Raw genomic sequence first — 26,396 nt, forward strand, 5'->3', positions numbered from 1 at the left:
GGACTTTGATAAAAAAAGATATTGCACGGCCGTTTCCCTGCGGCATAATGCACCGTGGATAATCGACGTCAGTTCCCTCGTATCATGGTCTTCAATCTGGGAATCGCATTTCAGTCCGAAGCTGGAGAGCGTTTCGATGTTGTGAATGCAGCCGATGGCGGTCTCTGCCTCAAGCGCCATGGGGCGCCGAAGGTCGCCCCCGGGCATCCTATTGCCGGGAGGCTGAGCTGGCCAGAAAAGAGCATCGAGAAGGACGTCAGAGGTGTGATTTGCTGGTCCCGTTCGGTCGATGATGGAGATATGTTCTATGGAGTTCATGCCGACGTCTCCTGGCTGATGGACACGCTTGGCGATGCGTCCAAGCTCGAAATCGGAGACGGAATACCTTGATCTATTCGGAATCCGCCCTTGCGCGGCGGATCTTTTCACGATTCTTACCCGCCTATGCTTCGAGAGCCGGTTACTTCGAAGGCGTTTCGCCCGAAGGGCTTTTTCCCGAAGGCATCTATCCTATTCCCGTGCATCTGGCGCCGGCGGCAAGCCTCGATGGGATCTGGGTTGATTCGGCGCACGCCCCTGAGAACAGCAGAGAGCTGGCGGCGCTGCTGCAAACTCTCGGCGCCGGTGGCATCGGCGTATTGTTTCTGCGTACAAAGCACTGGAATCGGCGGGCTATTCGCGATTTCTGTCGCGGTGCGGCTATGCAGCTGCTGTTCTTGAGCCCGATTCCCGCGAAAGGGCGCGTGAAGCTAACGCCTGCCGGATTGCCCGTTCCGAAGAGCATTCTGCGTCGTTTCGCTCTGCGTTTCGTCACGTCTTTTTTTCCGTCGTTAGCCGGTCTTTTCGGGCGCGAGCTTTTCGTCATCGTACAGAAAAGCCCCGCACGTCACCGCGAGACGGACGGCATGCGACTCAGCGTTATCATCCCCGCTATTACTCCCGATCGCCTTCATCAGTGGGAGAACTTTATCGCGAAGCATCGCGTGCACGAGATCGAGCTGATTTCGGTCGAAGAGAATGTGATGCCGACATCAAAATCGGGTTCGACGATTCATGTGCAGCATTACAGAGAGGCGGGAAGATCGGCGGCCATTCGCAGCGGGCTGCTGCACAGCCGCGGTAAATCCGTTCTGCTGGATAACGATCAGCGCTGTGCGCCCGCCTATCTATTCGATCTCATGCAGGCGCGCATGCAGGCGAAACAGAGGGTCGACGTCGTCGCCGGTCTCGATGCCGCCGAGCGCCCATGGTGGCCACGTCGATTTCTTAACCGGTGGCTGACGGGATTCGCTGATCCCGAGCCTCTGTATCTTCTTCTTTCAGATAAGGCGATTCGCGATCTCATCGACGTGCATCCCGATCAGTTAAGCGGCTATGCATACGCCACCGGATTGCGCCTGCGCTCCAGACTGCAAATCGAAGAGGTCGATCTTGTAATCGAGCCGCCGCTTCCGCCGCGTAAGATCAAAGCGCCGTCGATCATTTCGTATTTGATTCACAGATTGAGGCGGGGTGCGATCTATCTGCTTTTTCCACTATTATTGCCGGCGCTGCTGCCCGTTCCGGCCGCCTTTCCCGCTTCGCTGCCTGAATGGAGCCACTTGATGCCGGGTGAGGCGATTCGCAAGCAGGCGGCCCGGCCGATCGAGCTTGAGCACTGGACACAGATACCCGATACCGCTTTAACGCTTGGAGCAAACGCCGTTTTGCATGCGGAGAAAGGCCTGGCAATCGTCGTGCATCGGGGGCATGAGGTTGTCGATCGCATGATCCGACCCGAGCTTCAGAAAGAGTTAGCCGCCCGCTTTTTTTTTGTGCTGATTGTGGGGATGCTGATTCACGTCTGGAATGTCGTCTCGGTGTTCGGGCGTCCGTCGGGCTCGCTTCTTCCGTGGATCGTGGCGCAGGCCGAGGCGCTTTTCATTCTATTTCTACTTCTTCGGTTTGAGCCATCCGCTCTACAATGGTCGGCTACAATGCCCGCGGCTTTTATCCCCGTTGTATGCGGCTCACACCTGCTTTTCTTCGGCGTTTACCTCTGGCTTTTTCGCTACCGAACGTGAGCGCAGAAAGGCCGACGCCTCAGAGAGCATAACTCCGAAAAGAATGATGAAGCCGCCGATCCATTCATGGGCGCCGGGCCAGATGCCCGGATACACGATGGCGATAAGTGTGGCGAAAAGCGGTTCCATGGCATAGAGTATCGAGGCGCGCACAGGCGTCGTGGCGCGCTGGTACTTGAGCATGATAAAGACCGTGATCAGGCTGGCAGGAATGGCAAGATACAGAAGCAGGGCGATCGAAGTAGGCGTCCAGACAGGAGCGGGCGCACCATTAAGCAAGGCGAGGGCGAATCCCGCGGCAGAGCAGAGCAGGAACTGCGAAAACAGAATCGAGGCCATGCGCCCCTCGGAATGTGTGCGATCGACGGCGAGAATATAACCGGCAAAGGCGCCGGCCGAGATAAAGGTGATCCAGTCGCCTCGGTTGATCTCGCCGGCGGCAGGCTGTACGAGCACATAGGCCCCCGTCAGAAGAACGGCGGTGCTGATATAGTTCCAGAGAGTCGGAGCACGGCGATCCCATACGGCCTGAAAGACGAGTACATAGATAACGAGCAGATAGGTGATAAAGGCGGACTTCGCCGGCGTCGTATAGGCAAGGCCGAGCGTTTGCAGATAGAAGCCCGAGAAGGTGAGGGCGCCGAGCACGATGCCGTCGCGAAAGCCTGCCTTGAGCTGCGTGAGAAATCCGCCGCTGAAAAGAAAGGGCAGAAGAACGAGCGAGGCGACGGCAAAGCGCAGGGCGACGATATAGCCGGCGTCGGCATAGTGCAAAAAGACGCTGATGGCAGGGAAGGTGCCGCCCCAGATCATCGTAGCGAGGATTAAAAAAAGCTCGGCCCGGAATCGGCGGATCATAAACGTATCCCGATGTTCTCTTTAACGGCTCTGGATTTATCTGTCATCGTCCTCTATTTCGTCCTGGTCATCGGAATCGGCTTCACCATGCGAAAGCGGGCGGCGTCCGGAGTCGACTCCTATTTCCTTGCCGGGCGTTCGCTCGCGTGGTGGTGGCTGGGAACGTCCATCGTCGCCACGACCTTCTCGGCCGATACGCCGCTTGCCGTCGCCGGCATCACAGCGAAGCAGGGGATCTCGGGAAACTGGTTCTGGTGGAGCTGGGTTCTGAGCTACATGGCCGTCACCGTATTTTTCGCGAAACGCTGGCGACGCACCGGAGCGCTGACCGACGTCGAGTTCACCGAGCTGCGCTATGGCGGACGTCCGGCGGCGACGCTTCGGATAACGAAGGCCTTCTATCTCAGCGTCATCATGAACAGCATCATCCTCGGATGGATCTTTCGTTCGCTGAGCAAGATCTTTCTTCCCTATATTCGCTGGAGCGAACTCATCGGGCCGGGCGCCTACGACGCCTTCGTTTCTGTCTGGCCGTCTATGCTGCATCTCGATTCGCCGAACAGCACGCTGACGTTGCTTGTGAGTCTGTCGGTGATCCTGATCTATTCGAGCATGGGCGGCATTCGAAGCGGCGTCATCAACGATCTCATTCAGTTCACGATGGCTATGGGAGGCTCGATCCTTTTCGCCTATCTTGCCGTGCAATCGGCAGGAGGTATGGATCAGGTCGTGCATCGCGTCGAGGCCATCGATCCGGGGCTGCTATCGTTCTTTCCCGACTTCAATCAGATCCCCTGGACGGTCTTCGGCGTGTATTTCGTCGTGCAGTGGTGGGCGCAGTATTTCTCGGACGGAACGGGTTATATCGCACAGCGCATCAACACGGCGCGAAGCGAGCGGGACGCCCAGCTGGGCTCGCTCTGGTTTAACGTGGCTAACTATGCACTGCGTACCTGGCCCTGGGTTATGATCGGCCTTGTCGGCCTTGCTCTGTTTCCGCCCGCTTCCGATGCCTGTGCAAGCCGGGCCGGCGCGATGATCTGCGCCGATCGCGAGATGGCGTATCCGGTTTTAATCCATCACGTGCTCTCGCCGCATCCCGGTCTCGTCGGCTTCCTGCTTGCCGGATTGCTGGCCGCCTTTATGAGCACCGTTGATACGCATATTAACTGGGGGGCGTCGTATCTGGTGAACGATATCTACCTGCGTTTCATGCGTCGCAAAGCGGGACGCCTGGAGCAGATGATCGTCAGCCGACTCTGCGTCATCGGCATCGCCATCGTCGGATTGGTCATCGCCACCTACACGACGTCGATTGAGGCCGCCTGGAAGTTCCTGCTTGCGATGGCGGCCGGGCTCGGTCTGCCGCAGATCCTTCGCTGGATCTGGTGGCGTGCTAACGCCTGGACAGAGGTGTCGGGTATGATCTCGTCCCTTGCTCTCAGCCTGATTCTGTATCCGGCCTTTCCCGACGCGCCTGCCGAGCATCTGCTTTTTGCCGTCGCCGTCGGATCAGCGTCGATCAGTATCGTCGTCACGCTGCTGACTCCGCCCGTTGATGCCGATCATCTGCGCCGTTTCGTCGAGCGAGTCGATCCGCTGGGCGCCTGGTCGGAGTTCCGACCTGCCGGCGCCGAGGGTGCGGGCCGCCGCTTTTTTGCCCATGTCGGATTGTGGCTGCTCTCATGCACGGCCGTTCTCGCCATGATGTTCACGATCGGCTACGCTCTGTTCTCGAACTGGACGGCAGCCCTGATAGCGGCGGTCGTCATGCTGCTTGCCGGCTATCCGGCCGTACAGGGCTTTCGCGGTCACCGGCTGCTCTCCTGATTCAGGGGCGGCCGGTCGATCGGGCAGTCCGACCTCCGCTTTGCCGGATGGCCTGTACAGGATTTTTCTGGTCGCCTGTAAATTCGCGTGCAGGGCATCGGGCGCATGGAATTCAGGTTGAGCCGACACAGTCCGGTAATCCGAAAGCCTCTACTAATAAACGAGGCGGAGAATGTCATGAAGCGTGAGAAAAAGAAATCCATCAGCGAAATATTCGGCAGTCGTGTTTTTAACGACGCTGCCATGAAAGAGCATCTTCCTAAAGAAACCTATAAGGCCATTCGCAAGGTTATCGATAAGGGCGATTCGCTTACCCCCGAGCAGGCGAACATCGTCGCCACAGCCATGAAAGAATGGGCCATCTCGCATGGCGCCACCCACTTTACCCACTGGTTCCAGCCGATGACCGGCTTCACCGCCGAGAAGCATGAGGCCTTCCTGTGGCCGGCTGAAAACGGCAAGGCTCTGATGACCTTCAGCGGAAAAGAGCTGATCAAAGGCGAACCCGACGCCTCTTCGTTCCCTTCGGGCGGTCTGCGCGCCACGTTCGAAGCCCGCGGTTATACAGCATGGGATATCTCTTCGCCGGCCTTCCTGAAAGAGGATGAAGGCGGCCTGACGCTCTGCATTCCGACGGCGTTCTGCTCGTATACGGGTGAGGCTCTTGATAAAAAGACTCCGCTTCTCCTTTCGATGGATGCCCTGTCAAAGCAGGCCGTGCGCGTTCTGCGACTTCTGGGTAACCGCAAGGTGCAGAAGGTCGTCGCCACGCTTGGCGCAGAGCAGGAATACTTCCTCATCGATCGCCGATACTATGAGCAACGTCCCGACCTCATCTATACCGGACGCACGCTGTATGGTGCGAAGCCGGCCAAAGGTCAGGAGATGGAAGACCATTACTTCGGCTCGATCAAGGAGCGCATCTCGGCCTTCATGAGCGAGATCGACGAAGAGCTGTGGAAGCTCGGCGTTTCGGCTCGCACGCGGCATAACGAAGTCGCTCCGGCGCAGCATGAGCTTGCTCCGGTATTCGCGACGGCGAACATCGCCTCGGATCATAACCAGATTATGATGGAGGTTATGAAGAAGGTGGCCATCCGTCACGGTCTCGTCTGCCTGCTGCACGAAAAGCCCTTCGCCGGCGTGAACGGTTCGGGCAAGCATAACAACTGGTCGATGCAGACCGACGACGGGCAGAACCTGCTTGATCCGGGCAATACGCCGCACGACAACGCTCAGTTCCTGCTCATGCTCGCCGCCGTCATCAAGGCCGTCGACGAATACGCCGACCTGCTGCGCGTTTCGGCCGCCAATCCCGGTAACGACCACCGTCTGGGAGCGAACGAGGCTCCTCCGGCGATCATCTCGGTCTATCTTGGCGACCAGTTAACCGACATCCTCGAGCAGATCGAAGCGGGCGAGTCGCGCGGATCGCGCACCGGCGGGTTCATCGACGTCGGAACGTCCGTGCTTCCTCCGCTGCCGCGTGACGCTTCTGACCGTAACCGTACCTCTCCTTTTGCCTTCACCGGCAATAAGTTTGAATTCCGTATGGTTCCTTCTTCTTCGTCCGTTTCGGCTCCGGTGTTCACGCTGAACACGATCGTCGCCGAATCTCTCTCTCAGATCGCCGATCGCCTCGAAAAGGCGACGAACGTTCAGGAAGAGGTGAAGGCCATCATCAAAGACATCATCCACCAGCACAAGCGCATCGTCTTCAACGGCAACGGCTATGCGGCGGATTGGATTGAAGAAGCGGCCCGTCGCGGATTGCCGAACCTGGCGAACACCGTCGATGCGGCGAAGGCCATCGTCGCCGAGAAGAACAAGAAGCTGTATGAGAAGCACAAGGTCTTCAAGGCCGGCGAGCTTGAGGCGCGCTACGAGATTACGCTTGAAACCTACATCAAGACCATCCGCATCGAAGCCGGTGCGATGATTGAGATGGCGGAACGTATGATCATTCCGTCGGTCATCACTTACACGAAGATGCTTGCCGATTCGATCAACGCCGTCGCTGCCACAGGAACGGGTGCCGATACGTCGATCGCTCAGGATCGACTGAAGCAGGTAAGCTCTCTGTTGAAAGACTTCGGATCCGGTATCGCCGCTCTGCGTGCTGCCTTTGACGAAGCCGAAAACGCTCACCATGGCGATACGTATGCAGTGGCTTCACTCTGGAGAGATCGTGTTTTCACGGCGATGGGAACGGCCCGCCAGAGCGCCGATCTTCTCGAAGGTCTGGTCGATCAGGACTTCTGGCCGATGCCGACCTATCAGGATCTGCTGTTCAAGGTTTAACTGTGACGTGCGAGGCGGCTAACGCAAGCTGCCTCGCGTTCCATCTTTTATCCACGAAATACACGAAAAGCACGAAAGTAATCCTTCGCTGTTAAGTGATGTATCTGCTCATTCACTTTGTTGATTTAGAACTTATTGATTGGCCTTTCGGTGTCGGCCTATAAAATCTCTGTGATCGAGTTTCGCGTATTTCGTGATTTTCGTGGACAAGAGGTTCTTATCCTTAGCTGGAAACTCCGCTGGCATATCGTAATATTGATTCGCCGATGAGTGAAATCCTGACAGAAGATCCTCGATTTCTTATTGACTGAACTGCGTTTCTGTATCAAGCCTGTCTTACTATGAAGAGGTCAGGAATCCTCGTTCTGTTTCTGTTAACATGGGGTGAGATTTATTCAGAAACGTGTATACCTGTAGCCGGTCGTCATGTGAACGTTCGTAGTGGACCTGGAATCCAGCATCGTGCCGTTGCATCCATGCCGTATGGTGAATCCACCTGCACGACCAACTACCAGGTTTTCCAGTACAGGGAAGTTTACAGGGTTGATGATATGCACTTTGTAAACCTTTATTCCAATCCTCCCTGTGTTTTTGGTATGAATTTGGGCTGTCTCTGTATTAACCGTGAATAGACGTTGAGAGCGCATCGCTCCGTAGCGAAATGGATTGCTGTCACCATGCCGGGTTGTTATTATTATGGAACAATCAGCGATCATACAGAGGTCCTGAGGTTCTTGTTCGAGCGCGATGAATGCGAGATCTATGAGAGTTATTCTGAATACGAAAGACCGCTCCGTCGATTCAGATCGGTCGAAGCGATTCTGCTGAAATTCGAAGAGCAAGAGAAGCACGGTAAAAAGAATCAGGCAGTTTCGTTGCGGCTCTATGTGAAAAATGCAGGACCAGGGTTTGCGCCGATGCGAGTATCATTGGATCCGGAAAAGTGCGGTGGAGCATCCTATAGATATGCTGCAAGTGGATGGGGTTTAGTCCAGTTCCATCTGTCAGATTCAAAGACTGACCTGGAATCATCGCACACAAACCATAATTCGCTGAACCGAGCAAACAAGTGGAGTCCAACGTATCCGGATCTCGGCTCGCCGTCTGAATGGGACTTTCGCATGATCAATCGCTTTTCTCAGCGCTTGATTCGACAGATAAAGAAGAGAGCCGTAGCCAGTCTGGGATCCAGAGCGGTGCTTTCTGGCGCTCTCAACCTGTGGCAGCATGGTTACAAGCTCTTGCCTTTTGATCCTCAAAACGATAAGATAACCGTCCGCAGAGAGATTGATTGCAGCAGAGACTGATTTTTCCTTCGATTTCTGATTGACTGCATTACAAATCTGTATCGCATTTGATTCATGATCAGCCTGCGTATTCCCGAAGAGATGGAGAAAAGACTACGTTCTATGGCCCGTCTGGAAGGTAAGTCGCGTTCCGAGATCATAAAACAGTCTATTGCGGAGTACCTCACCAGACGCGAGGGTGCTCTGACGCCTTATGAACTCGGTAAGGATTTATTCGGGGCTGCTTCTTCTGATAGAGAGGATCTCTCCGTAAACCGGAAACAATACCTGAAGGAGTCCCTGCAGGCAAAACATGAAAAACGCACAGGCACTAAGAAATCTGATGGCACTATGACCTGGAGGCCAGTCGCAGAAATCGTGTTTTTCATATCATCCATGCCTTAAAAGGCTAAGAATTTTATCCACGAAATACACCAAAAGCACGAAAGAGAACCCTCACTGATAAACACTCTATCTGCTCATTCATTTAGAAAAATCTTTGGATTGGCTCTTTGCGAATGGCTTATGGGATTTCTATATTTGCTGTTCGCGTATTTCGTGTTTTTCGTGGACAAGAGGTTTTTATTCTGAGCTGCAAACTACGAGAGGGTATCGCCGTATCCATTCTCCTGAGAGTGAAGCCTCGTCGCTCAGTTCTTTTCAATCGACAGCGCCGATTGCCGTTGATTTCTGTCCTGCATGCATGACGTCGCCGGCGCTCTGTTCTTCACGACCCTTGCCGGACTATCGACCGGACTGGGCAGCGTGCTTGCCATCGTCGCTCCGCGGTCGAATCGCAGCATTCTCTCGCTTTCGCTTGGATTTTCGGCCGGCGTAATGCTGTATATCTCGTTTATGGAATTGTTACCCGTCGCCCGCGAGGAATTTGATCGTGCCGGAACGGGGAGCGGGATGCTGTATGCGGTGCTTGCCTTCTTTGGCGGCATCATCGTCGTAGCTCTTATCGACCGTCTTGTGCCCGAAAGAGTTAACCCTCATGAAAGCCACGATGCGGCCGCACTTGATCCCGAGCATGATACAAACAGGCCGGCGAATAAGCTATTCCGACTGGGAGTGCTGACCGCCCTTTCTATCGGATTGCATAACTTTCCTGAGGGGGCTGCCGTCTTTTTCAGTAATCTGAGCGGGCAGCAGTTCGGATGGGGGGTAACGCTGGCCGTCGCCCTGCATAACATTCCCGAGGGTCTGGCCGTAGCCCTGCCTGTTTACTTCGCTACAGGAAGTCGGGCAAAGGCGCTTCTGTATTCGTTTGCTTCCGGCCTTGCCGAACCGATCGGAGCCGTTCTGGGTTATACGTTGCTTCTGCCGTTTCTCGGGCCAACGGTGATGGGTATCTCTTTCGCCGCCGTCGCCGGCATCATGGTCTTTCTCTCTCTTGATTCGCTGCTGCCGTCGGCGCTGGCGCATGGCCGACACCATGAGGCCGTGTACAGCGTCATGGCCGGCATGGCGCTGATGGCCGCCTCGCTATTGATGCTGGGCTGAGCCGCGCACCGCATCCCAGCAGGATCGTATCGTCTCTTCAAGCACCTTTCCGCGGATGGGCGTTCCGCGCAGATGCAGGTCGGCCAGCGATATGACCGACCCGTAAAGCAGAGCGAGCGTGATCTCGGAGTTCAGATTGCGGATGGCGCCCGACCGTCTTGCCTCGCGAAGCAACTTTCGTATCGGCTTGTACTCGTCGGTTCCGCGTCGGGTGGTCTCGTTGATGATCGGCGAATCGACATATCGCGTCAGGAAGCGAAACTCGTCGGGGTGTTCTATGAAATGGAAGAAGAGATTCTTCCAGATCAATCGAAAACGTTCCTCATACGGGAGGTCGGCGTCATAGCCGCGCAGCAACGCCGCCCCCATACTGGTTTTCAGTTCCTGATAGAGCGTGTCGATGAGCTGTTCTTTGCTCTGAAAGAACTGGTAGATGGTCCCGGCGGCGACTCCGGCACGGCGGGCAACGTCGGGTACGGACGTGCCATGAATGCCGTGTTCGATGATGAGGCTGAGAGCGCATCGCAGGATGAGTTCTCGTTTTTCTGGACTGTTCATAGAGGAGCCTGCTGAGGATCTTTTTTTTTCGAGAGTTCCATCGGCCTTCTATATGTCAGCGGCGTCAGGATGAGGCCGGAATTCACAGGTATTCAAACGAATTCCGGAGCTCCGTTATTCTTTGCCTGCTTTCAAAACAGGCTCTATGTTTTTTTCCAGACTATCATAGTCCGCATTATCTGGGAATCCGTATTTTTTTTTCTGAGCGTTCAGGATGTTCCATTTTGATTTCAAAGCAATAAGAACGATACCCCTCTGCTCATCTGTCAATTGCTCTGTCTGCAAGATCTTGTACAGGGATTGCACGCGAAAGCGATCGATGCTGCGCGTCGCGCTGAGCTGCTGCCACTGCCCCGATCTCTTGACCACATGCGGAACGGGAATCGGCGGAACCATGCCCATCGGATGTCGCAGGAAATAACGAATCCAGAGGTCGTAGTCCTCGCAGGCGCGCAGGGCCGGATCAAATCCGCCCAGCGCGAAGAAGGTTGAACGTCGGATCATTGCGGAGCTTGCCGATACGAGGCAGTGCTCAAGAGACTCGGCGAAAAGACGACCGGGAGAGGGTTGCAACCGAGCCGGTACCGTGATTGATGTGCCGCCCTTCAGCCATGTCTCGGCGCAATGCGACGCATGCAGGTGCGGACGCTGTGTCATATACGCAAGCTGCTCCTGCAATTTATGCGGCTGCCATAGGTCGTCGGAATCGAGAAAGGCAAGTAGAGAGTGGCGGGCGCGAGCCGCTCCGATATTTCGCGCCAGAGCAGGGCCGCGTCCAGGCCCGTAGAGGATGGTCAACGTTGTGTCGCTACGGCAGAGCGAGCGCATCTCTTCAGCGGCATAGGCATCGGCTTGAAGCTCTTCGCGCGAGCCGTCCAGCACGACGAGGATCTCGTCAGGTAGAACAGTGCCGGCAAGGACCGAGGCGAGCGCCTCTTTGAGCAGCTGCGGCCTTTTGCGAACGGGGATGATTACGGAAACGTCGGGCATATATGGTTGACCCTGCAGTTTTTCAGGGAATTCTGGACGGGTGCAAAAAGTAAAGGCTTATGTGCGGTTGATTCGCGTATATCAATGGACGAAGTCGGGCTTTATTTTCCTGCCCTTTGTCTTTTCTACAAAGGCCATCTCGCTTGTGACCGAGCCTTTTGCCGATTACTCCCTCGTCATCCTTTCTGAAATCGCCTTCGCGTTTTTTGGCTTCTCTTTCATGGCAAGCGCCATCTACGTGCTCAACGACTGGAAGGATCGCGAACTCGACCGGCTTGATCCGAAGAAAAAGAAGCGTCCGCTTGCAAGCGGGACCGTCTCTGCGCTGGAGGGGGCTCTTATCGGAGTGGCTCTTGCCGTTTCTGGATTGTTTCTCGCTTCACAGGCCGGCACGATTACCGCAGGCATCGTTCTCGCTTATGCCGCTATGAACGTCTTTTACACGTATTACGGTAAGAACGTCCTTCTGCTCGATGTCTTTATCATCTCTGTGGGTTTCGTGCTGCGTGTCCTGGCCGGCGCCTATGCCATTGAGGTGGAGGCTTCTCCGTGGCTTCTGAGCTGCACCTTTTTCATCTCGCTTTTCCTTGGATTTTACAAGCGATACTTCGAGATCTCCAATGCTCCAGCCGAACCCATGCTTGGCGGACAGTACCGGCGTGAGTCGCTGAAAAGCTTCATTGATATCTCAGCCGGTCTCGCCATCATGACCTATTCGCTGTACACGATTCAGGGAACGCATGCCGGGTCCATGCTGTATCTTACGATTCCCTTCGTCGTGATGGGAATCTTCAGGTATTACACGCTGCTTGATACGCCGGCAGAGATCGACGGCAATCCGTCTGACGTCTTGCTCGCCGATCTTTTTCTGGCTTTCGTCATCTTCGCCTGGGTGGCCGTCTGCTTCGGGCTGATCTTCTACTTCGAATATCTGCACGCTTAAAATCCGACCCGGCCTCCTGAGTTTCGGGACGGAAAGGGTTCTGAGTGCAGACCTTACGACGCCGGGAGATCCTGGGTGCGCTTGAACTCGCGCAGCAGGGCGTCGTTGATCGATCTCATCGCCTCGACGTCCATCTTGACGATCCTGCGATCATATGTGACGAATCCGTTTACCTCGTCTTCGACGTCCGATACCTGTGTGTACACGAGGGCGGATAACCCTTTCTCTATCTGCGGCTGCACCTGTCTGGAGTAAAGGTCAGTAACGGCCTTTCGATAATCTGCCTGCGACTTGAATACCTTATAGCCGAAGATCCTCTTCGCATCGAATAGATGTCCGTCGACCGGAAGGCTGTATCCGCCGAATTCGGTTAATGCCAGGATGCGCCTTCGGGCGTCTTTTCGCGCAAAGCGGATTTTTGTGAAGTAGATATGCCTGCTGTGATAGTGCCCGACTTTTTGATCGGACCATCCGCTGGCATGATCGATCAGTCTCGTTCTGTCGATGGAGGCGACGGAATCGGCGATGCGCCGGGCGTCAAACTGCCCCCAGGCTTCGTTGAAGGGAACCCACGTGTTGATGCAGACCGTGTTTTTCAGATGTGCGAGCATCTCTGCAAGCTCCACTTCGAACTGCCGACGGCCTTCGGCGTTCTTACGACCGAAAAGACGATAGCGATGATCTTTCAGATGAATACCGGCGATGGCGAGAATTCCATGAAAGAGGATGTCCTTGCGCTCGCTTCCGCTAACCATATCCTGCCAGACAAGCATGCCCAATCGGTCGCAATGATAGTACCACGCAGAGGCTCGATCTTGATATGCTTGCGCAGCATGTTGAATCCCATGCTTTTCATCAGCTCGATATCGTAGATCATCGCTTCGTCGGATGGTGGCGTTAACAGTCCATCCGGATAATATCCCTGATCAAGGACGCCTGTCTGAAAATACGGATTGCCGTTCAGATAGAACTGGGTCCGGCCTTTTGCGTCTTTTCGCATCTCGAAATGGCGCATGCCGAAATAGCTCTGGATAACGTCGTCGCCGCACTGCACGGTCAGATCATAGAGATGCGGCGTCTCGGGCGTCCAGGCGTGTAATTCTTTAAGGGGAAGAACGATCGTATCGCCGTCGGTCCGGGCCGTACCCTGCACGATTCCGTTGAGGCGCGCCTCTACGCTGACGACGCCCGTTCCTGTACGGTCTACTTCTATCTTCAGAGCCTGTTCATGATAGAGCGGCGTCAGTCGCAGGTCTCTGATATGCGTAGAAGGCAGGCTTTCCATCCAGACTGTCTGCCAGATGCCCGATTGCGGCGTGTACCAGATACCTCCTCTCTCGATGCGTTGTTTGCCCGTTTGATGGCATCCGGTATCACTGATGTCGGTGACGACAAGCCTGATGTCGATCTCATCTCCCGTTAAGAAGTCCGTAATGTCGAAACGGAAGGGCGTATATCCACCCGTATGCGTGCCGACCTCGCGATCATTGATGAAAAGCGTCGCCGTTTGATCGACCGCTCCGAAGTGAATCACAAGTCGATCTTTCATGAAGCCGTGAGGCAATGTTATCTTCCTGTGATAGTGGAGGTATTCGCCGGGGCGGACGGAGCGCTGCACGCCGGACAGGACGCTTTCAGGCGAGAAGGGAACGAGGATTTTCCCCTCATAAGAAGAGCAGGTCTCGCTCTCGTTGATCGAGTAAGACCAGTATCCGTTCAGATTCAGATAGCTATCACGCCGCATCTGAGGGCGAGGGTATTCAGCGAGAACGTTATCCGGATCAATCGCATCCGCCCACGGTGTGCGAAGCGTGGTGCCTTCTTGCCGATCGAAGCTCGAATCTCTTACCATCGGTTGCGTACCTTTTCTGCAAATCCGAAGGCCTTTTCGATATTCAACGCCGTCCCGTCGTCGAGAACGACCCTGCCCGTGAATTGCCCGAAGACCTGATGAGCGTCATGCCGTATGAGAAGCAGATTGACGTCTGTGCGATTCTCGAAAACGGGCTCGAAGGTTAACGCAAGACGTCCGTCGTCCGATGTGAAATTCCAGGCGGACATAAAATCGTCGCGGCCGTTTTTTGCGGGAATACCGAAATGAACCTCGCCGAGCTTATGAGCCTGGCCCTTGTAGAAGACCATATTCTCGCTCGCCGCCGACGTATCTCCGAATCCATAACCCAGATTGAAGCCGAACGTGCTGCCATCGGGCAGGTCAACGGATAGAGAACTCCAGTACCAGGTGTTGTCGTAGGTCCATACGCCGCGGCCCCAGTCGAGAACGGCGCGATTGCCGGTGAGATCGACGGACTCATCACCAAGCGTATAACCTCCGCTGGCCTTCATGCAGTTCACCTTTTCGTTATAATAGAAGGCATGCCTTTTCTCGAAAGGCGTGACGATGACCATCGTCTCTTCGGGCATCTCGTTCAGAACAAGCTCGGCATGGAATGGCTTTCTATCTGCGAAGTTGTCGATGTCGATCGTGATTTGCTTCTGTTCCGGGCTCGCCTCCATATCTATGAGCATGCCTCCCTTTTTGAAGAGGGTGCGGCCAGATGAGCTCGTCGGGGGCAGATTCAAGCCACCGAGCGGCAGTATCGAAAACCTCTGACAGTCCTGCTTGTGACGCTTCTCGAAATCAAATACGGTGACGCCTCCGACACCCATATATCCGTTATCGGCGACGACGAAGGATAGCCCTTTCTGTCGATTACCGACGAAATAGTAATCCCATTCTTTGATGCGAAATTTTGATGCGCGGATGCGACTGCGGTCGTAGGTGAGAAGCGGCTTCGTAGCATAGCCGACCTCGATCAAATCCCCGTTTTCGTCGTGCAGGGGATGCTCAGTTGTGATTCTTCTGTTCATGGGCTTTTCCAGGTTGTGCGAGATTTTTGTATCGGTCGCTTTTCATAGCCTTTATGATGATGCCGGCGGGAATAAAGGCAAGCAGGCCGACGAGCGTGCCGCCCAGATAGATCTCAGGAATGGGCGTCGACTGGATAACGCCGAAGGCGTCCGTGTAGGTGGAGTCGCTGCTTTTGATAATGGCCGATCCGATAAAGGGGCCGGCCACCATCGGAATCATAATAAAAAAGAACATACGGATGCCCGAAAACACCCCGATATGCGATACGGGCAGGAGATCCCGTCCCGCCGAGTTGAGCACGACCATCGAGATCAGATACGATCCCATCATGATGATGGCCGCTCCGGCAGTCACCAGCTGCGCCGTCAGGTCGAACGTCTTGAATCCCACACCCGAAAGGTAGATGGCCATCATTCCGGCAAGATAGACGACGATAGAGCCGATGAGCAGGCCTTTTTTATCAAACCTGTCGACAAGGCGTCCTCCAAGGATGCTGATCAGCGAGGCGAAGATGAGGATGGCCGCAAGAAGCAGGGCATAATCCTTGATGCCGAGATAAAACTCAAAGTAGATGATGAAGTAGGGAAGAAATACCTGCTGCGCAATTCCGAGGATGCAGATGCTCATATAAACGGTATAGAGCAGCCAGTGCTGCTTCATCGTCGAGAGTTGAAAGCCGTAGAGAAGATCTTTCATGTAGTGGGTCTGCGCGCGCTGGCGGGGTACATCCTGAACAAGCAAGAAGCCCAGGACGCCGGCGATGATGACGACGATACCGACGATAAAAAAGAAGGCCTTCCAGAGTCTGTCGAAAAACCTATCTCGTTAAGCGCGTGAGCTCCCGGTCGCCCGACCGGGCTCTTGCTCAGATATTGTCAGCCGCAATCGGATTTACCCGGACAAACCCGATCATTCGGGCAAGGTTATGGGCAATGCACCGCTCAGACCATTCAACTTGAACCCTTTCTCTTGTTCGCCGCAAGAACTGCCAGCCATTACGAGCACTTTTCATCACACCAAAGACGCCCTCGACAGATGGAAATCGGCGAGCATAGGTTTTCTTCCCATCTGGAGTTGCCAGCTTCTCTCTCATGAGAAGGGTAAGGGGATTGGAAATAGACCGCATCCCCGTTTTCTTTTTTTGCTTCCATGATGGGGAGGTAAACTACGGACTTGTAAATCGGGAATATGTTTGGTCTGAATCCAGAGCTCTTTGCGCTTGCCTTCCGGGCCAATACATTGCTCTTTCATAGAGCACCGGGAACAGCCATAACGTCGATAGTGCCGGTAGAGGACTCCCTGTAGATTTCTCTCGCGCTGGAAGGTGAGGATTTCGCCGGCCGGACACTGAAAGCAATCGTTGTCTCGGTCGTAGTGGAATTGCAACAAGGCATGGCTGCTCTCAATCAGAGGCGGTTCAGCGGCAGCCTCATTTCTTTCCTCCGGCTTGATCTTACCGCCGGTCTTCTTGTGTGCCAGTTCCCGGTCTGGCATATAGAGGTCATGCCCTGTAAGCTCTTTGAGAATATTCTCGCTCGCATATCCACAATCGAGAACGTATTTGATTTCGTCTGTTTTTTTGGGAAGGAACTCCGCCTTTACGCCCTCAACTCTGTTCACAAGCGAACTGGTGAATGTACTGTCGCTCTGTCCCGTAACAATTTCCTGATAAACAATCATGCCACTCTGGAAATCCACTGCATTCTGGGCCGAATAACCCACGATGAAGCTGTTGGATCCGTCTTTGTGCCAGTCTGCATCTGGATCTGTAAGATGAACTCGCTTTCGGTCAGGTCTGGATTTCAAGAACTCCAGCCCCAGAGACAGCTTCTCTTTCTGGATCTCCAGTTGTTGGATTTTCTTTGCCAGTAATTCCTGTTCTGCATCGTTCTGTGATGCCTCCCATTCATCGTAGCGTTTCTTACAGACAGATTCAAGATGCTCGTAACGCCTTTCAAGTTCCTCGCGAGTGCCTATATCCCGTCTGTTTGCACTGGCCTTGATCTTTGTGCTGTCAATGCTGACGGTATCCAGATCGATGAATCCCGATTCGATACCGAGGAACACTGTCTGCGTGAACAATTCCTGAATTGCTGCCGCATGCCTCAGCCGGAACTTTCCGAGGGTTGAATGATCCATCTCCATCCCACCGGACAGATACATCAAATCTGCACGCTGTCCGAGATCTCGCTCAAGGGCTCGCATGGAAAGGTTTCCATACAACAATGAATAGATGATGATAGCCAGAACTCGGTCGGGCGGCATGGCCGGGCGACCTCCCTGCTTCGAATCATTCCTGTAACTCGCATCAAAGCGGCTGAGATCTAGCCGCCGGACCGTCTCAAGCAGGCGGGAGATGGGATGATCCTCCGGAAACAACTCCGAGAAATTCAAGATAACGATCTGGCTCTGATCAGAGTCAGGCTGTTTGTAGCGTGCCATGCTCCCCGATAATCTACCCGGCCGGTAATTTCCAGGGGAATTCAGAATTGATTCAGGTTTTTCGACAGACTCTCCACTCGCCCCGCTGTGTATAACCATCGAGCGCTCCAAAAACGACGAGCATACCCAGCAGCGGCATCGTCGCAATAAGCCCCTCGGCCTTCCCGCGATTCGTCGGATGCGTGACGTCCGTTACCCAGGCGTTGAAGGCGGCGTCGTTAGCCGTAGAACCGATGAACGTCATGAGGCAGTCGAGTACGATGATCAGCGTCACCGTCGCGGCGACGACCTCGAAACCCGGGAACCAGCTCCCCACCGTCTCTTTGTTGATGAAGCCGAAGCCTATGATCGAAACGCCCCAGATGATATAGCCCGACCACATGAAGATGCGTCGGCGGCCCAGTCGGTCCGAGAGGGCGCCCATCGTCAGCGTCGCTACCGTGGCGACGATGGCGCTCGCAGCGACCATCGCGGCGATGGCATCGGGATCAAACGTCACCGTCTTGTAGAGGTAGACGTTCAGATACATATTCTCGATGGTCCAGGCCACCTGTCCGATCAGCCCGAAAAGTGTGAAGACCGTCCAGATCTTCGCCGGTATGCGTTCGCTCATGACCCTTCCCTCCGCCCGAGGCGGATTCCGAACATTTGTTTTTTAATGTACTGTGACGGGGGACGTAGTTCGGTTACAAGCATTTTTGGGCTCGCCGGATGCGCGGGCGCTGTGGTGCAGCACGATCTTCGATTCTGCTTGACCGGGCACGCTTCGAACCGAGATCTGGCTCATGCCTACCTACACATATCAGTGCCGGGATTGCGGCCATACGTATGATGCGTTCCAGTCCATGAAAGACGATCCGCATACCGAATGCCCCGCCTGTAAGGGGCATGTCGATCGGTTGATCGGAGCCGGTGCCGGAATCGTATTCAAGGGCTCCGGATTTTATGTCACCGACTACAAGAAACCGGGCTCGTCGGGCGGCGATTCTTCGGCCGCTCCGGCATCAAGCGGATCAAGCAGCTCTTCGGATTCCTGAGCTGGAAAGCGAATCCGAAAACTATTTGATCTGTATGCGTCTCGCTTAAAAGTCAGCCCGGATGGGCAGACTGGGGATTATTGCGGGGCGAGGCGAGCTGCCCTGGATTGCAGCGAGAGAGGCGCAAAGACGCGGAGAGGACTTCCGCGTCTTTCTTGTTTCGTCTGATCCGCCGCCCGAGGCGTTCGCCGACGTCAGCGAGCCTGTTCTTCTTACCAGGTTTTATACGTCCGTTCTCGCCGCTCTTCAGCGCGAAAAGATCGGGCGTCTGCTTCTGCTCGGTAAGTCGACGCGAGACGTGCTTTACGACCGCCCCTCCTTTGATCTGCGCACGCTCTGGATGCTTGCGCGCATGCCCAACCGCAATGATTATACGATCTTTCAGACCATCGAGCGAGCCCTTGCAAAGAGGAGGATTCGCGTGATCCCACAGACCGACTATCTATCCGATTGCTTTCTTGAAGAAGGCCGTTACGGAAAGCGGCTCAGCTCCAGAGAACTTGAAGACATCCCCTACGGTATGCTCTATGCTATGGAAGTGAACCGCCTCGACATCGGGCAATGCGTCGTCGTAGGCGATCGCACCGTCTTTGCCGTCGAATGTGCTGAAGGCACCGATCGCTGTATCGAACGCGGCGGCGAACTCTTTCATAAAAAAGGGGCTGTCGTCTGCAAGGTCTCGAAGCGAAACCATGATCCGCGCTTCGATCTGCCGACGGCAGGTACACAGACGCTTGAAACGATGAAGCGCGCCGGATGCCGCGTTCTCGCCATCGAATCGAACTCCACCATCGTCGTGCAGAAGAAGGAATTCTTGAAAAAGGCGAAGGAGCTTGGTATCACCATCGTATCTCTGAAAGGAGATTTAACCGACGTGAAAAAGCTGCGTCGTATGAATCGTCCGTTTACGGCAAAATCATGACAGCAAAAAAAAAGGCGGCAGCCAGAAAATCCGCACAAGCGAAATCCGACCCGAAGAAGTCGGCCTCAAAAAAGTCAGCCTCGAAGAAACCTCCGTCGAAGAAATCCGCTTCGAAGCTACTCGCCTCGAAAACATCTGCATCGAAGAAGCCTGTTTCAAAGAAGGCTGTTCAACAGGCTAAACCGTCAGCGAAAAAGCCAGCCCATTCCGCAGTGCGCGGGCTGCATCTACGCGCTCCGATGCTGATCGTTGCCGGTGAACATTCCGGCGATCGTCTTGGCGGCGATCTGATCCATGAACTCAAGCAGCAGGGATTTCGCTCCTTCTTTGGAACGGGCGGAGAGCGTATGCAGGCCGAGGGCATGCAGCTTGTCGAGCATGTCGATACGATGGCCGTGATCGGCTTCGTCGAAGTTCTGCGCGCCTACAGTCGCTTGAAGGCCCTGGCGCAGCGGTTAACTGCCATGGCCATCGAGAAAAAGGTGAAGACGGTCGTATTGATCGATTATCCGGGCTTCAACCTTCGCATCGCCGCCATGCTCAAAGAGGCCGATCCCGATATCTTCATCGTCTATCTTGTCAGTCCGCAGATCTGGGCCTGGAAGTACGGTCGCATTCATACGATTCGCAAGCATGTCGATCTGATGCTGACTCTCTTTGAATTCGAGAAAGAGATCTACGATAGCGAAGGCGTGCCGGCTGAGTGGATCGGGCATCCGATGGTGAACCGCATCCCCGAGGAACTGAAGCGTCAGTCTCCCGTTACCGCTCACCGTGGAACGTCGCTCGGCCTGCTGCCGGGAAGTCGGCGAAGCGAGATCCGCCTGCTGCTGCCGGCCTTTCTCGAAGCGGCACGCATCTTAAAAGAAAGACATCCGCATCTTCATATTCGGCTGCCCTTTGTAGATGAGCGTCTGCGTGAGTTTGCCGCGCCCTTTCTCGAAGGCAGTGAAGCCCTGGGCCTTGAGATTTCGGTGGGCAACTCCCTGGCCGTTATGGAGGCCTCTGACATAATATTTATCGCATCGGGTACGGCGACGCTTGAAGCGGCTTTTTTCAAGAAGCCGATGGTTATCTGTTACAGATCGCACTGGCTGAACGTTTTTATCGCCTCGCTCGTTATGCGAACGAGGTTTATCGGTCTGCCGAATCTTCTGGCGGGCGAGCAGGTCGCCCTCGAGCTTCTACAGAATGAGGTCACGCCCGCTGCGATCGCCGAAGAGGGGGAACGCCTGCTCAAAAAGAAATCGGAACGTGAGCGAATCATCCGTCGCTTGAGTGAAATCCCCTTTGCTCCGAAGAAGAAACGGCCGGCCCGTCTCGCCGTCGAATACATCGAACGTTACCTGACCCGACCGGATCTGACCCGGGCAGAGAAGTCTGTTTCAACGAGCAGAGTGGGATCGTCGAAAAAGAAGGTAGCCTCTGAGACTGTTAAATAAATTTACAAATCCTGGTCCTGGCAAAAAGATGGGCCTTTTCACGCGGTAAAAACGATGCGGCATCTGATCAACCTGTTAAACCTGAATGAAGACGAGTTCTTCGGCATACTGAAACGAGGAAGGGAACATGCGGCGAACCGGCGCCTGAATCCCGACGTGCTGCGTGATAAGATCATTGCGCTTATCTTCGAGAAGTCGTCGACGCGCACGCGTATCTCGTTTTCCGTCGCCATCCGTGAACTCGGAGGAAGCGATCTTGAGATGCAGGCAGGCTCGCTTCAGCTCGGTCGCGGCGAGACCATTGAAGACACGACGATGGTTCTCGGCCGTTACGTGCATGGCGTGATGATCCGTACTGATAGCCATCGCAAGCTCGAACTCATGGCCGGCCTGGATCAGGTGCCCATCATCAACGGTCTGTCCGATCGCCATCATCCCTGTCAGGCGCTTGCCGATTTTATGACGATTACCGAGACCGGGCGCGACCTTTCAAAAACGCGTATCGCCTTTATCGGCGAACCGAATAACGTCTTCAACTCGCTGGCGCTCGGAACGCTGCATTCCGGTTCGTCGCTTTGCGTGGCCAGTCCCGAAGGCTATGAGATTCGCCCGGGCATTCAAGAGCTGCTTCGTAAACGGAATAAAACCATCGATGTCTATCGCGACCCAGTCGAGGCCGTACGTCAGGCCGACGTCATCTATACCGATGTGTGGATTTCAATGGGGCAGGAAGGGGAGGCCGAGATCCGCAAGAAGGATTTTGCTCCCTATTCGGTGAACGAGGCTTTGATGAAGCACGCTCCGGCCGATGCCATCGTTATGCACTGCCTGCCCGCTCATCGCGGCGAAGAGATTTCCGGCGATGTGATGGATCGTCATGCGGCGACCATTTTCAGACAGGCCGAGAACCGACTGCACGTGCAGAAGGCGCTGCTTGAATGGATCTACGAAGCGATCTGATCGTACGCCGGGCTTTCAATCTGCAGTAGTGGGAACAGGCTCGGGATAAAGCTGTCTGTTCTGGAAGCGTATCTCGAATTTCAGAGGAACCGATCGGGCCGTTTCAGGAATGGTCAGATCAAGCGTCGCCGGTTTCTTAGCTTCGATAAGCAGAGGCTCGAACTGCGGCGCTTCTCGTAATATCAGGATCTGGTCCCCTCGATCAAGCTCCCAGCGAATTTCAGATAGCACGGCCGTATTGCGCTCCCTATCTTTTTCAACGGAGGCCTTACCGTCGACAAGCAAGATGTCGCGCATATCGCTTTTCACATGAAGCCTGACCTGTTTCTCGTCGAGACGTTCATACTGCACTTTTAAAACGCCCTCTCCCGTCTTTACGAGATCGGCATAACCGCTCTTGTAAAGAAGCGTACCTGCGATCAGAATGATTACGACATCGGCTACGAGCAGAAAGAATGTCCGGTTAAACATCGGATTCTTCAGCTTCTCGGTCGACTTCCCGAATTTTTCACGCACTTCTTCGGGACTTCTGTAATGATACTTCATGCGAGGATCTCCTGTATAAACTTCAGCTGCTGCTCGGGGTGCATGCTACTTTCGGCCGACCGACGTTGTAACGCCACACAGGCAGAGACGATATCACAGATGGGTCGATCGGCTTCATGGCCGCATGCAGCACGCAGAAGCAGACCTCCGAAAAGGTCTCCACTACCGGCCACGGCAAGAGAAGGCAACGGAGCGTTATACACTGCGATTTGATCGGGAGCGAAAAGAAACGAAACGGGCCCTTTGAGGTAGGCATGAATGCGTCCGCTGAAGGCCCGGGCCGCTTCAAGATCGTCGACGCAGCTTACGGCCGGGCCGCCCAGCGACTTCCATTCGGCGACATGCGGCGTGATGAGGCATTGTACGGAAGGGAAGCGATCGTCAAATGCCAGAGAGCACGCCGCCGCATCGAGAATGACGGTCAGCCTTTGCTGGCGCCGGCTCAGTATCGTCAGTCCTTCGATCAGTGCTTCGCGCAAAGAGTCAACCGTGTCGGAGCGCATGCCCGGGCCGATGAGGATGCTTCGTGGCGGTTTCTGCACTTCACAGGCTTTTACAAAGTCCGTGGCATCATGATAGATGGCCGAAGGCAGGATCGAAAGATAGCGTTCTCGCGACTGCGGCGACGGGTGGAAATGTCTGACGTAGCCTCCTCCTGACCCCAGAAAGGCTTGCAGAGCCAGAAGGGCGGCTCCTTCCATATCATGTTCCCCGGCGACCATCCACGCATGGCCGGCGCTGTATTTATGGTCGGCATCGTTACGACGAAAAAAATGCAAGGCGTCAGATGGTTCGCTGCGGTACAGCGCCGTCGATGCGGCAAAGACGGCCTCTTCGTTCTGTGATTCAAATCCGCAGGGGATGCGGCGGACCCGTAGACCTGGAATCAAGGCGGTGACCGCCTTCTCGCTTCCGAACGTGTACACACAGTCGGGCGTCGGAGCGCTATCGGCGAGACCCGATTCGGTTAATCCGGCCGGAACATCAAGCGCCACCAGCTTCGCCCTGCCTGCATTGCGAATTGTATCGATAGCCTGTAGCGCCGTGGCGATATCGCCGGCCGGAAGGCGAGACTGCCCCGTCCCGAGCAGAGCCTCGACGATGGTTAATTCATTGTGCTTGACCATTTCTGCAACGTCTTCGCTTAGCTTTTGCAGCGGCCGGATCGTTACGCCCTGTCGGCGCAGCTTTGCTTCATAGAACTGCGAGGCGGCGCTTTTTGGAGGAAGGGCATAGACGCTCATGCGTTTGTTGATATCGGCGTCCGGGTAACGATCAGGATCGGCGCACAGAAGGCCGGCAAGGGCGAGACCGTCGCCTCCGTTGTTACCGCTACCGCAGACGATGACCAATTGAAGGCCTTCGCTGTTCCAGAACCGGGTGAGATATTCCTGTTTCAGATGATGCAGGGCGCCGGCTGCGGCCAGGCCCATAAGCAGGGTTTCGTCGTTCCCCTGCTGGATGGTTAGCGTGTCGATGGATCGGGCGTCGTCATACCTGACCAGAGCATGCCCTTTATTTCCATTCGATAACTTCATACACTCCGCGCATCAATCTGATAGAGAAGAGGCGGTCCTCCGCATTGAAGAAGGTATCCTGATAGGATTCGCGCAAACCTTCATACCGGATCCGGTTGTTATTCTCATAGTCACCGTCGGGCCCGAAAATCTTGAGAAGCATGGCCGTGCCGTCTTCGTCATGGGCAAGAAGAAAGCCTCCGTTCTCACGGCTCCAGATCGGCAGATCCTCTTTCTCGTCGTATCGATAGATCTCTTCGGGATCGGCATTCGGACGCAGTCGGTACAGAGCTCTTTCTGCCGGTTCAAAGCTGTTCTTCTTGCGTAAAACAAGGCTGGCCAGGGCTTCGTTCTTTCCTCTGTATGGCAGGATGGCCTCAAGCTCCACGCTCAGATCCTTTGCTACAAAGAGCGAATCGGGCACGCTCAGAACATTCTGCAATTGAAGCTCATGATAGACGTTCAGAACGGGGCGCCCGCCCTTCGGCGAATGCAGCACGTAAAGAAGATCGTTTTCTCCGGCGAGGATCTGCCAGACCTGCGTGAACGAGGTGCTGCCGGTTTCGTCGGCCAGCAGCTTCAGAGGCTTAGCATCTTCTGCGGGCAGGGCGATGAGTTCTGAGCCCATCTGTTCCATGGATTCCGGAAAGAGAATCGCCGGCATGCGATGTTCGGGCTCGATCTCTTCGGCCTTCTTGCCGGCAGCCGTCCCATACAGTTGAATGATCGTTGCCTCCTCAAGAGGAACGGCCTGTCCGACCTGACCGGCGGGAAGGCGAGTCGCCTTGATCTTTGCATCTCTGTAGGGTGCTGCAGGCGTGCTATTCTCAGGCAGATAGATCCGCTCCGGCGTGGCATTGCCCTCAGAGAATTCGACGACCAGGTTCTTCTCTGGAAGCGGTAGTAGAATACGGTTCTCAAAAACCCCGGGTCTGGCGGGCAGATCGTACAGCGCTCCTTCTTGAACGGAGACAAGAAGATGGTCAGCCTTTGCCTGATATGGATTATTATGCAGAGGAAGGGCAAGCAGAACGGATGGCTGTAAATCGTTGATCTTAAACCTTGCACATCCGGATGCAAAAGTGAGGGCCAAAAGGAAAGCGGTAGAGAAACGAAGCATTGGTTTCGAAACAGCATTCCTGCAACCTGTGTAAACCAGAATTCAGATCCCGGCCGCTCCCCTCCTCACCCCGCGGGTGGCACCTTTGTTGCGTGGTTGAGCACCAGGCCTGGTTCGAACGGGGTCGACTGGACCGGAGTGAAACAGTTGGTTTTTGACTCGCCTGTAGTACTCCTCTCGCCGCAAGGCCGGCCCGCCCGCTCCCCCTGTGTAGCGAAGCAGGAGTGCGAAGCGGGCGGCGATTGGCGCAGCCTGGGCCCTGTGGGTCGATCGCGCCACCTCGCCGCACACAGGGGGTGCGGGCGGGCAATAGTGCCAGGCGGGGTTCGGATGGGACCAGCCGGGATGGAATTGAGGCAACTGATCGGGGGCGCCTGGACCGGAGTGAAACAGTCGGCTCTGAGCTCGCCTGTAGAATTCCTCTCGCCGCAAGGCCGGCCTGCCCGCTCCCCCTGTGTAGCGAAGCAGGAGTGCAAAGCGTGCGGCGATTGGCGCAGCCTGGGCCCTGTGGGTCGATCGCGCCACCTCGCCGCACACAGGGGGTGCGGGTGGGCAATCGCGCCATCGTCGGGTGAGGACGAGAGTGGTGGGGCTTTCGGTTGACAGAGAGCGGATGCAGGGTTTTATGACATGGGAAAGTGGGGTTGACCCGCTTTTTTTTTTCGTTTCGTATCAGTTGCAGTAATGGAATTTGCTCTTTTAAAAGACATCGCACGCCGGGCCCTCAGTGCCGATGCAGACCTCTTTGATCTGCATTTAAAGCGTGTCAGGAACGGCTATCATATTCAGATCGAGCTTGATGGGCTGAAAGATCCATCGGGTTCTGTCAGTCTGGACGAATGCGAGCGGTTCAGTAAGGCTTTCATAGAGCTTCTGGATCAGGCAATTGGACAGGAAGGCCTGCCCGACGATCTGGATGCAGAGAATTACAGCCTTGAGGTATCGTCGGCCGGCGCTGAAAGAGAACTGCGTATTCCGGCTGAGTTTGAGCGGTTTCGCGGACGTCCGTTGAAAATTCGATATCGAACGGACGAGGATAAGATCCATGTAGGGCACGGCATTTTTGACGGAGTGGATGGAACGAAGATACGATTCCTCGGTTTTGTTCCGCGTGCTCCGAAAAAAGGCCGGGTCCGCGCTCCAGAGCCTTTTGTGCTGGAGCTGGATCGAATTGAAAAAGTGAATCTATATCTGGACGTGTAA

25 protein-coding genes and 1 pseudogene are annotated in these 26,396 nt (G+C 55.1%); 13 read left to right on the forward strand and 13 right to left on the reverse strand.

From position 1 onward, the window contains the following. Positions 1 to 54 precede the first annotated feature (54 nt). Positions 55 to 390 (forward strand): PilZ domain-containing protein, encoded by a 336-nt coding sequence (locus tag LEPIL_RS19740; protein WP_040919162.1) that lies wholly within the window; start codon positions 55 to 57, stop codon positions 388 to 390. Further along, the gene (locus tag LEPIL_RS19745; protein ID WP_002775353.1) at positions 387 to 2,063 is read left to right on the forward strand and encodes a hypothetical protein; all 1,677 of its coding nucleotides are present in this window, start codon (positions 387 to 389) and stop codon (positions 2,061 to 2,063) included. The genes LEPIL_RS19740 and LEPIL_RS19745 overlap by 4 nt, the downstream gene beginning before the upstream one ends. Here the strand turns inward: LEPIL_RS19745 and LEPIL_RS19750 are convergent. Then, positions 2,010 to 2,921, reverse strand: coding sequence for a DMT family transporter (locus tag LEPIL_RS19750; protein WP_002775355.1), 912 nt, complete (start codon positions 2,919 to 2,921; stop codon positions 2,010 to 2,012). The genes LEPIL_RS19745 and LEPIL_RS19750 overlap by 54 nt on opposite strands. A gap of 12 nt (positions 2,922 to 2,933) precedes the next feature. On the opposite strand from LEPIL_RS19750, the gene LEPIL_RS19755 reads away from it, so the two are divergent. From LEPIL_RS19755 to zupT, 4 genes and pseudogenes are all read left to right on the forward strand, one after another. Beyond that, a complete protein-coding gene (locus LEPIL_RS19755) occupies positions 2,934 to 4,751 on the forward strand; it encodes a sodium:solute symporter family protein (RefSeq protein ID WP_002775357.1) in 1,818 nt (605 codons plus the stop codon). Positions 4,752 to 4,928: 177 nt separating this feature from the next. Continuing rightward, positions 4,929 to 7,052, forward strand: a complete 2,124-nt coding sequence (locus LEPIL_RS19760; RefSeq protein WP_002775359.1) for a glutamine synthetase III family protein — start codon at positions 4,929 to 4,931, stop codon at positions 7,050 to 7,052. Positions 7,053 to 8,413: 1,361 nt separating this feature from the next. Beyond that, positions 8,414 to 8,665, forward strand: a pseudogene (locus tag LEPIL_RS19770) (ribbon-helix-helix protein, CopG family); the annotation flags it as partial. Positions 8,666 to 9,037: 372 nt separating this feature from the next. Beyond that, positions 9,038 to 9,844 (forward strand): zinc transporter ZupT, encoded by an 807-nt coding sequence (zupT, locus tag LEPIL_RS19775; protein WP_002775367.1) that lies wholly within the window; start codon positions 9,038 to 9,040, stop codon positions 9,842 to 9,844. Here zupT and LEPIL_RS19780 read toward each other — a convergent pair. Next, a complete protein-coding gene (locus LEPIL_RS19780) occupies positions 9,827 to 10,402 on the reverse strand; it encodes a TetR/AcrR family transcriptional regulator (RefSeq protein WP_002775375.1) in 576 nt (191 codons plus the stop codon). The genes zupT and LEPIL_RS19780 overlap by 18 nt on opposite strands. A 114-nt stretch (positions 10,403 to 10,516) precedes the next feature. Further along, positions 10,517 to 11,392: a glycosyltransferase family 2 protein gene (locus LEPIL_RS19785; RefSeq protein ID WP_002775377.1), complete on the reverse strand. Its 876-nt coding sequence runs from the start codon at positions 11,390 to 11,392 to the stop codon at positions 10,517 to 10,519. Between the two features lie 40 nt (positions 11,393 to 11,432). Between LEPIL_RS19785 and LEPIL_RS19790 the strand changes: the two genes are divergently transcribed. After that, positions 11,433 to 12,335: a UbiA prenyltransferase family protein gene (locus LEPIL_RS19790; RefSeq protein ID WP_002775379.1), complete on the forward strand. Its 903-nt coding sequence runs from the start codon at positions 11,433 to 11,435 to the stop codon at positions 12,333 to 12,335. A gap of 53 nt (positions 12,336 to 12,388) precedes the next feature. Here LEPIL_RS19790 and LEPIL_RS23825 read toward each other — a convergent pair whose 3' ends face one another. Genes LEPIL_RS23825 through LEPIL_RS19805 form a run of 4 tightly spaced genes read right to left on the reverse strand, consistent with a single transcriptional unit; the run spans position 12,389 to position 15,948 of the window. Beyond that, positions 12,389 to 13,090, reverse strand: coding sequence for a hypothetical protein (locus LEPIL_RS23825; protein ID WP_211208658.1), 702 nt, complete (start codon positions 13,088 to 13,090; stop codon positions 12,389 to 12,391). Further along, positions 13,021 to 14,187, reverse strand: coding sequence for a glycoside hydrolase family 2 protein (locus tag LEPIL_RS23830; protein WP_211208659.1), 1,167 nt, complete (start codon positions 14,185 to 14,187; stop codon positions 13,021 to 13,023). Before LEPIL_RS23830 ends, LEPIL_RS23825 begins: the two co-directional genes overlap by 70 nt. Further along, positions 14,181 to 15,206, reverse strand: a complete 1,026-nt coding sequence (locus LEPIL_RS19800) for a DUF2804 domain-containing protein (protein WP_002775383.1) — start codon at positions 15,204 to 15,206, stop codon at positions 14,181 to 14,183. The genes LEPIL_RS23830 and LEPIL_RS19800 overlap by 7 nt, the downstream gene beginning before the upstream one ends. Next, positions 15,184 to 15,948 carry an MFS transporter gene (locus LEPIL_RS19805; protein ID WP_245826837.1) on the reverse strand — a complete coding sequence of 255 codons (765 nt, stop codon included), beginning with the start codon at positions 15,946 to 15,948 and terminating at the stop codon, positions 15,184 to 15,186. Before LEPIL_RS19805 ends, LEPIL_RS19800 begins: the two co-directional genes overlap by 23 nt. Between LEPIL_RS19805 and LEPIL_RS23980 the strand changes: the two genes are divergently transcribed. Continuing rightward, a complete protein-coding gene (locus LEPIL_RS23980) occupies positions 15,907 to 16,044 on the forward strand; it encodes a hypothetical protein (protein ID WP_245826838.1) in 138 nt (45 codons plus the stop codon). The genes LEPIL_RS19805 and LEPIL_RS23980 overlap by 42 nt on opposite strands. 28 nt (positions 16,045 to 16,072) lie before the next feature. Here LEPIL_RS23980 and LEPIL_RS23985 read toward each other — a convergent pair whose 3' ends face one another. Genes LEPIL_RS23985 through LEPIL_RS19815 form a run of 3 tightly spaced genes read right to left on the reverse strand, consistent with a single transcriptional unit; the run spans position 16,073 to position 18,262 of the window. Further along, a complete protein-coding gene (locus LEPIL_RS23985; protein ID WP_343287598.1) occupies positions 16,073 to 16,333 on the reverse strand; it encodes a transposase in 261 nt (86 codons plus the stop codon). Then, positions 16,297 to 17,649, reverse strand: coding sequence for a transposase (locus LEPIL_RS19810; RefSeq protein ID WP_052608285.1), 1,353 nt, complete (start codon positions 17,647 to 17,649; stop codon positions 16,297 to 16,299). Before LEPIL_RS19810 ends, LEPIL_RS23985 begins: the two co-directional genes overlap by 37 nt. 52 nt (positions 17,650 to 17,701) lie before the next feature. Then, positions 17,702 to 18,262 carry an MFS transporter gene (locus tag LEPIL_RS19815; RefSeq protein ID WP_052608462.1) on the reverse strand — a complete coding sequence of 187 codons (561 nt, stop codon included), beginning with the start codon at positions 18,260 to 18,262 and terminating at the stop codon, positions 17,702 to 17,704. 172 nt (positions 18,263 to 18,434) lie between these two features. Between LEPIL_RS19815 and LEPIL_RS19820 the strand changes: the two genes are divergently transcribed. From LEPIL_RS19820 to argF, 4 genes are all read left to right on the forward strand, one after another. Then, the gene (locus LEPIL_RS19820; protein WP_002775385.1) at positions 18,435 to 18,686 is read left to right on the forward strand and encodes an FmdB family zinc ribbon protein; all 252 of its coding nucleotides are present in this window, start codon (positions 18,435 to 18,437) and stop codon (positions 18,684 to 18,686) included. Positions 18,687 to 18,747: 61 nt separating this feature from the next. Continuing rightward, complete coding sequence (locus tag LEPIL_RS19825) at positions 18,748 to 19,608, forward strand: LpxI family protein (protein WP_002775388.1); 861 nt, start codon at positions 18,748 to 18,750, stop codon at positions 19,606 to 19,608. After that, entirely contained in the window at positions 19,605 to 21,050 is a 1,446-nt protein-coding gene (gene lpxB / locus LEPIL_RS19830; protein WP_002775389.1) for a lipid-A-disaccharide synthase, read from the forward strand. Before LEPIL_RS19825 ends, lpxB begins: the two co-directional genes overlap by 4 nt. A gap of 54 nt (positions 21,051 to 21,104) precedes the next feature. Next, positions 21,105 to 22,010, forward strand: coding sequence for an ornithine carbamoyltransferase (argF, locus tag LEPIL_RS19835; protein WP_002775390.1), 906 nt, complete (start codon positions 21,105 to 21,107; stop codon positions 22,008 to 22,010). 15 nt (positions 22,011 to 22,025) lie between these two features. On the opposite strand, the gene LEPIL_RS19840 is transcribed toward argF, so the two are convergent. The 3 genes from LEPIL_RS19840 to LEPIL_RS19850 are packed head-to-tail and all read right to left on the reverse strand — an operon-like array spanning position 22,026 to position 25,166. Continuing rightward, the gene (locus LEPIL_RS19840; protein ID WP_002775391.1) at positions 22,026 to 22,556 is read right to left on the reverse strand and encodes a hypothetical protein; all 531 of its coding nucleotides are present in this window, start codon (positions 22,554 to 22,556) and stop codon (positions 22,026 to 22,028) included. Continuing rightward, the gene (locus LEPIL_RS19845) at positions 22,553 to 24,094 is read right to left on the reverse strand and encodes an NAD(P)H-hydrate epimerase (RefSeq protein ID WP_002775392.1); all 1,542 of its coding nucleotides are present in this window, start codon (positions 24,092 to 24,094) and stop codon (positions 22,553 to 22,555) included. Before LEPIL_RS19845 ends, LEPIL_RS19840 begins: the two co-directional genes overlap by 4 nt. After that, entirely contained in the window at positions 24,072 to 25,166 is a 1,095-nt protein-coding gene (locus LEPIL_RS19850; RefSeq protein ID WP_143464734.1) for an LIC_12708 family protein, read from the reverse strand. Before LEPIL_RS19850 ends, LEPIL_RS19845 begins: the two co-directional genes overlap by 23 nt. A 711-nt stretch (positions 25,167 to 25,877) precedes the next feature. Between LEPIL_RS19850 and LEPIL_RS19855 the strand changes: the two genes are divergently transcribed. Further along, positions 25,878 to 26,396 carry a ribosome assembly cofactor RimP gene (locus tag LEPIL_RS19855; RefSeq protein WP_002775398.1) on the forward strand — a complete coding sequence of 173 codons (519 nt, stop codon included), beginning with the start codon at positions 25,878 to 25,880 and terminating at the stop codon, positions 26,394 to 26,396.

This window comes from Leptonema illini DSM 21528 (assembly GCF_000243335.1).
Taxonomy (GTDB): Bacteria; Spirochaetota; Leptospiria; order Leptospirales; family Leptonemataceae; genus Leptonema; species Leptonema illini.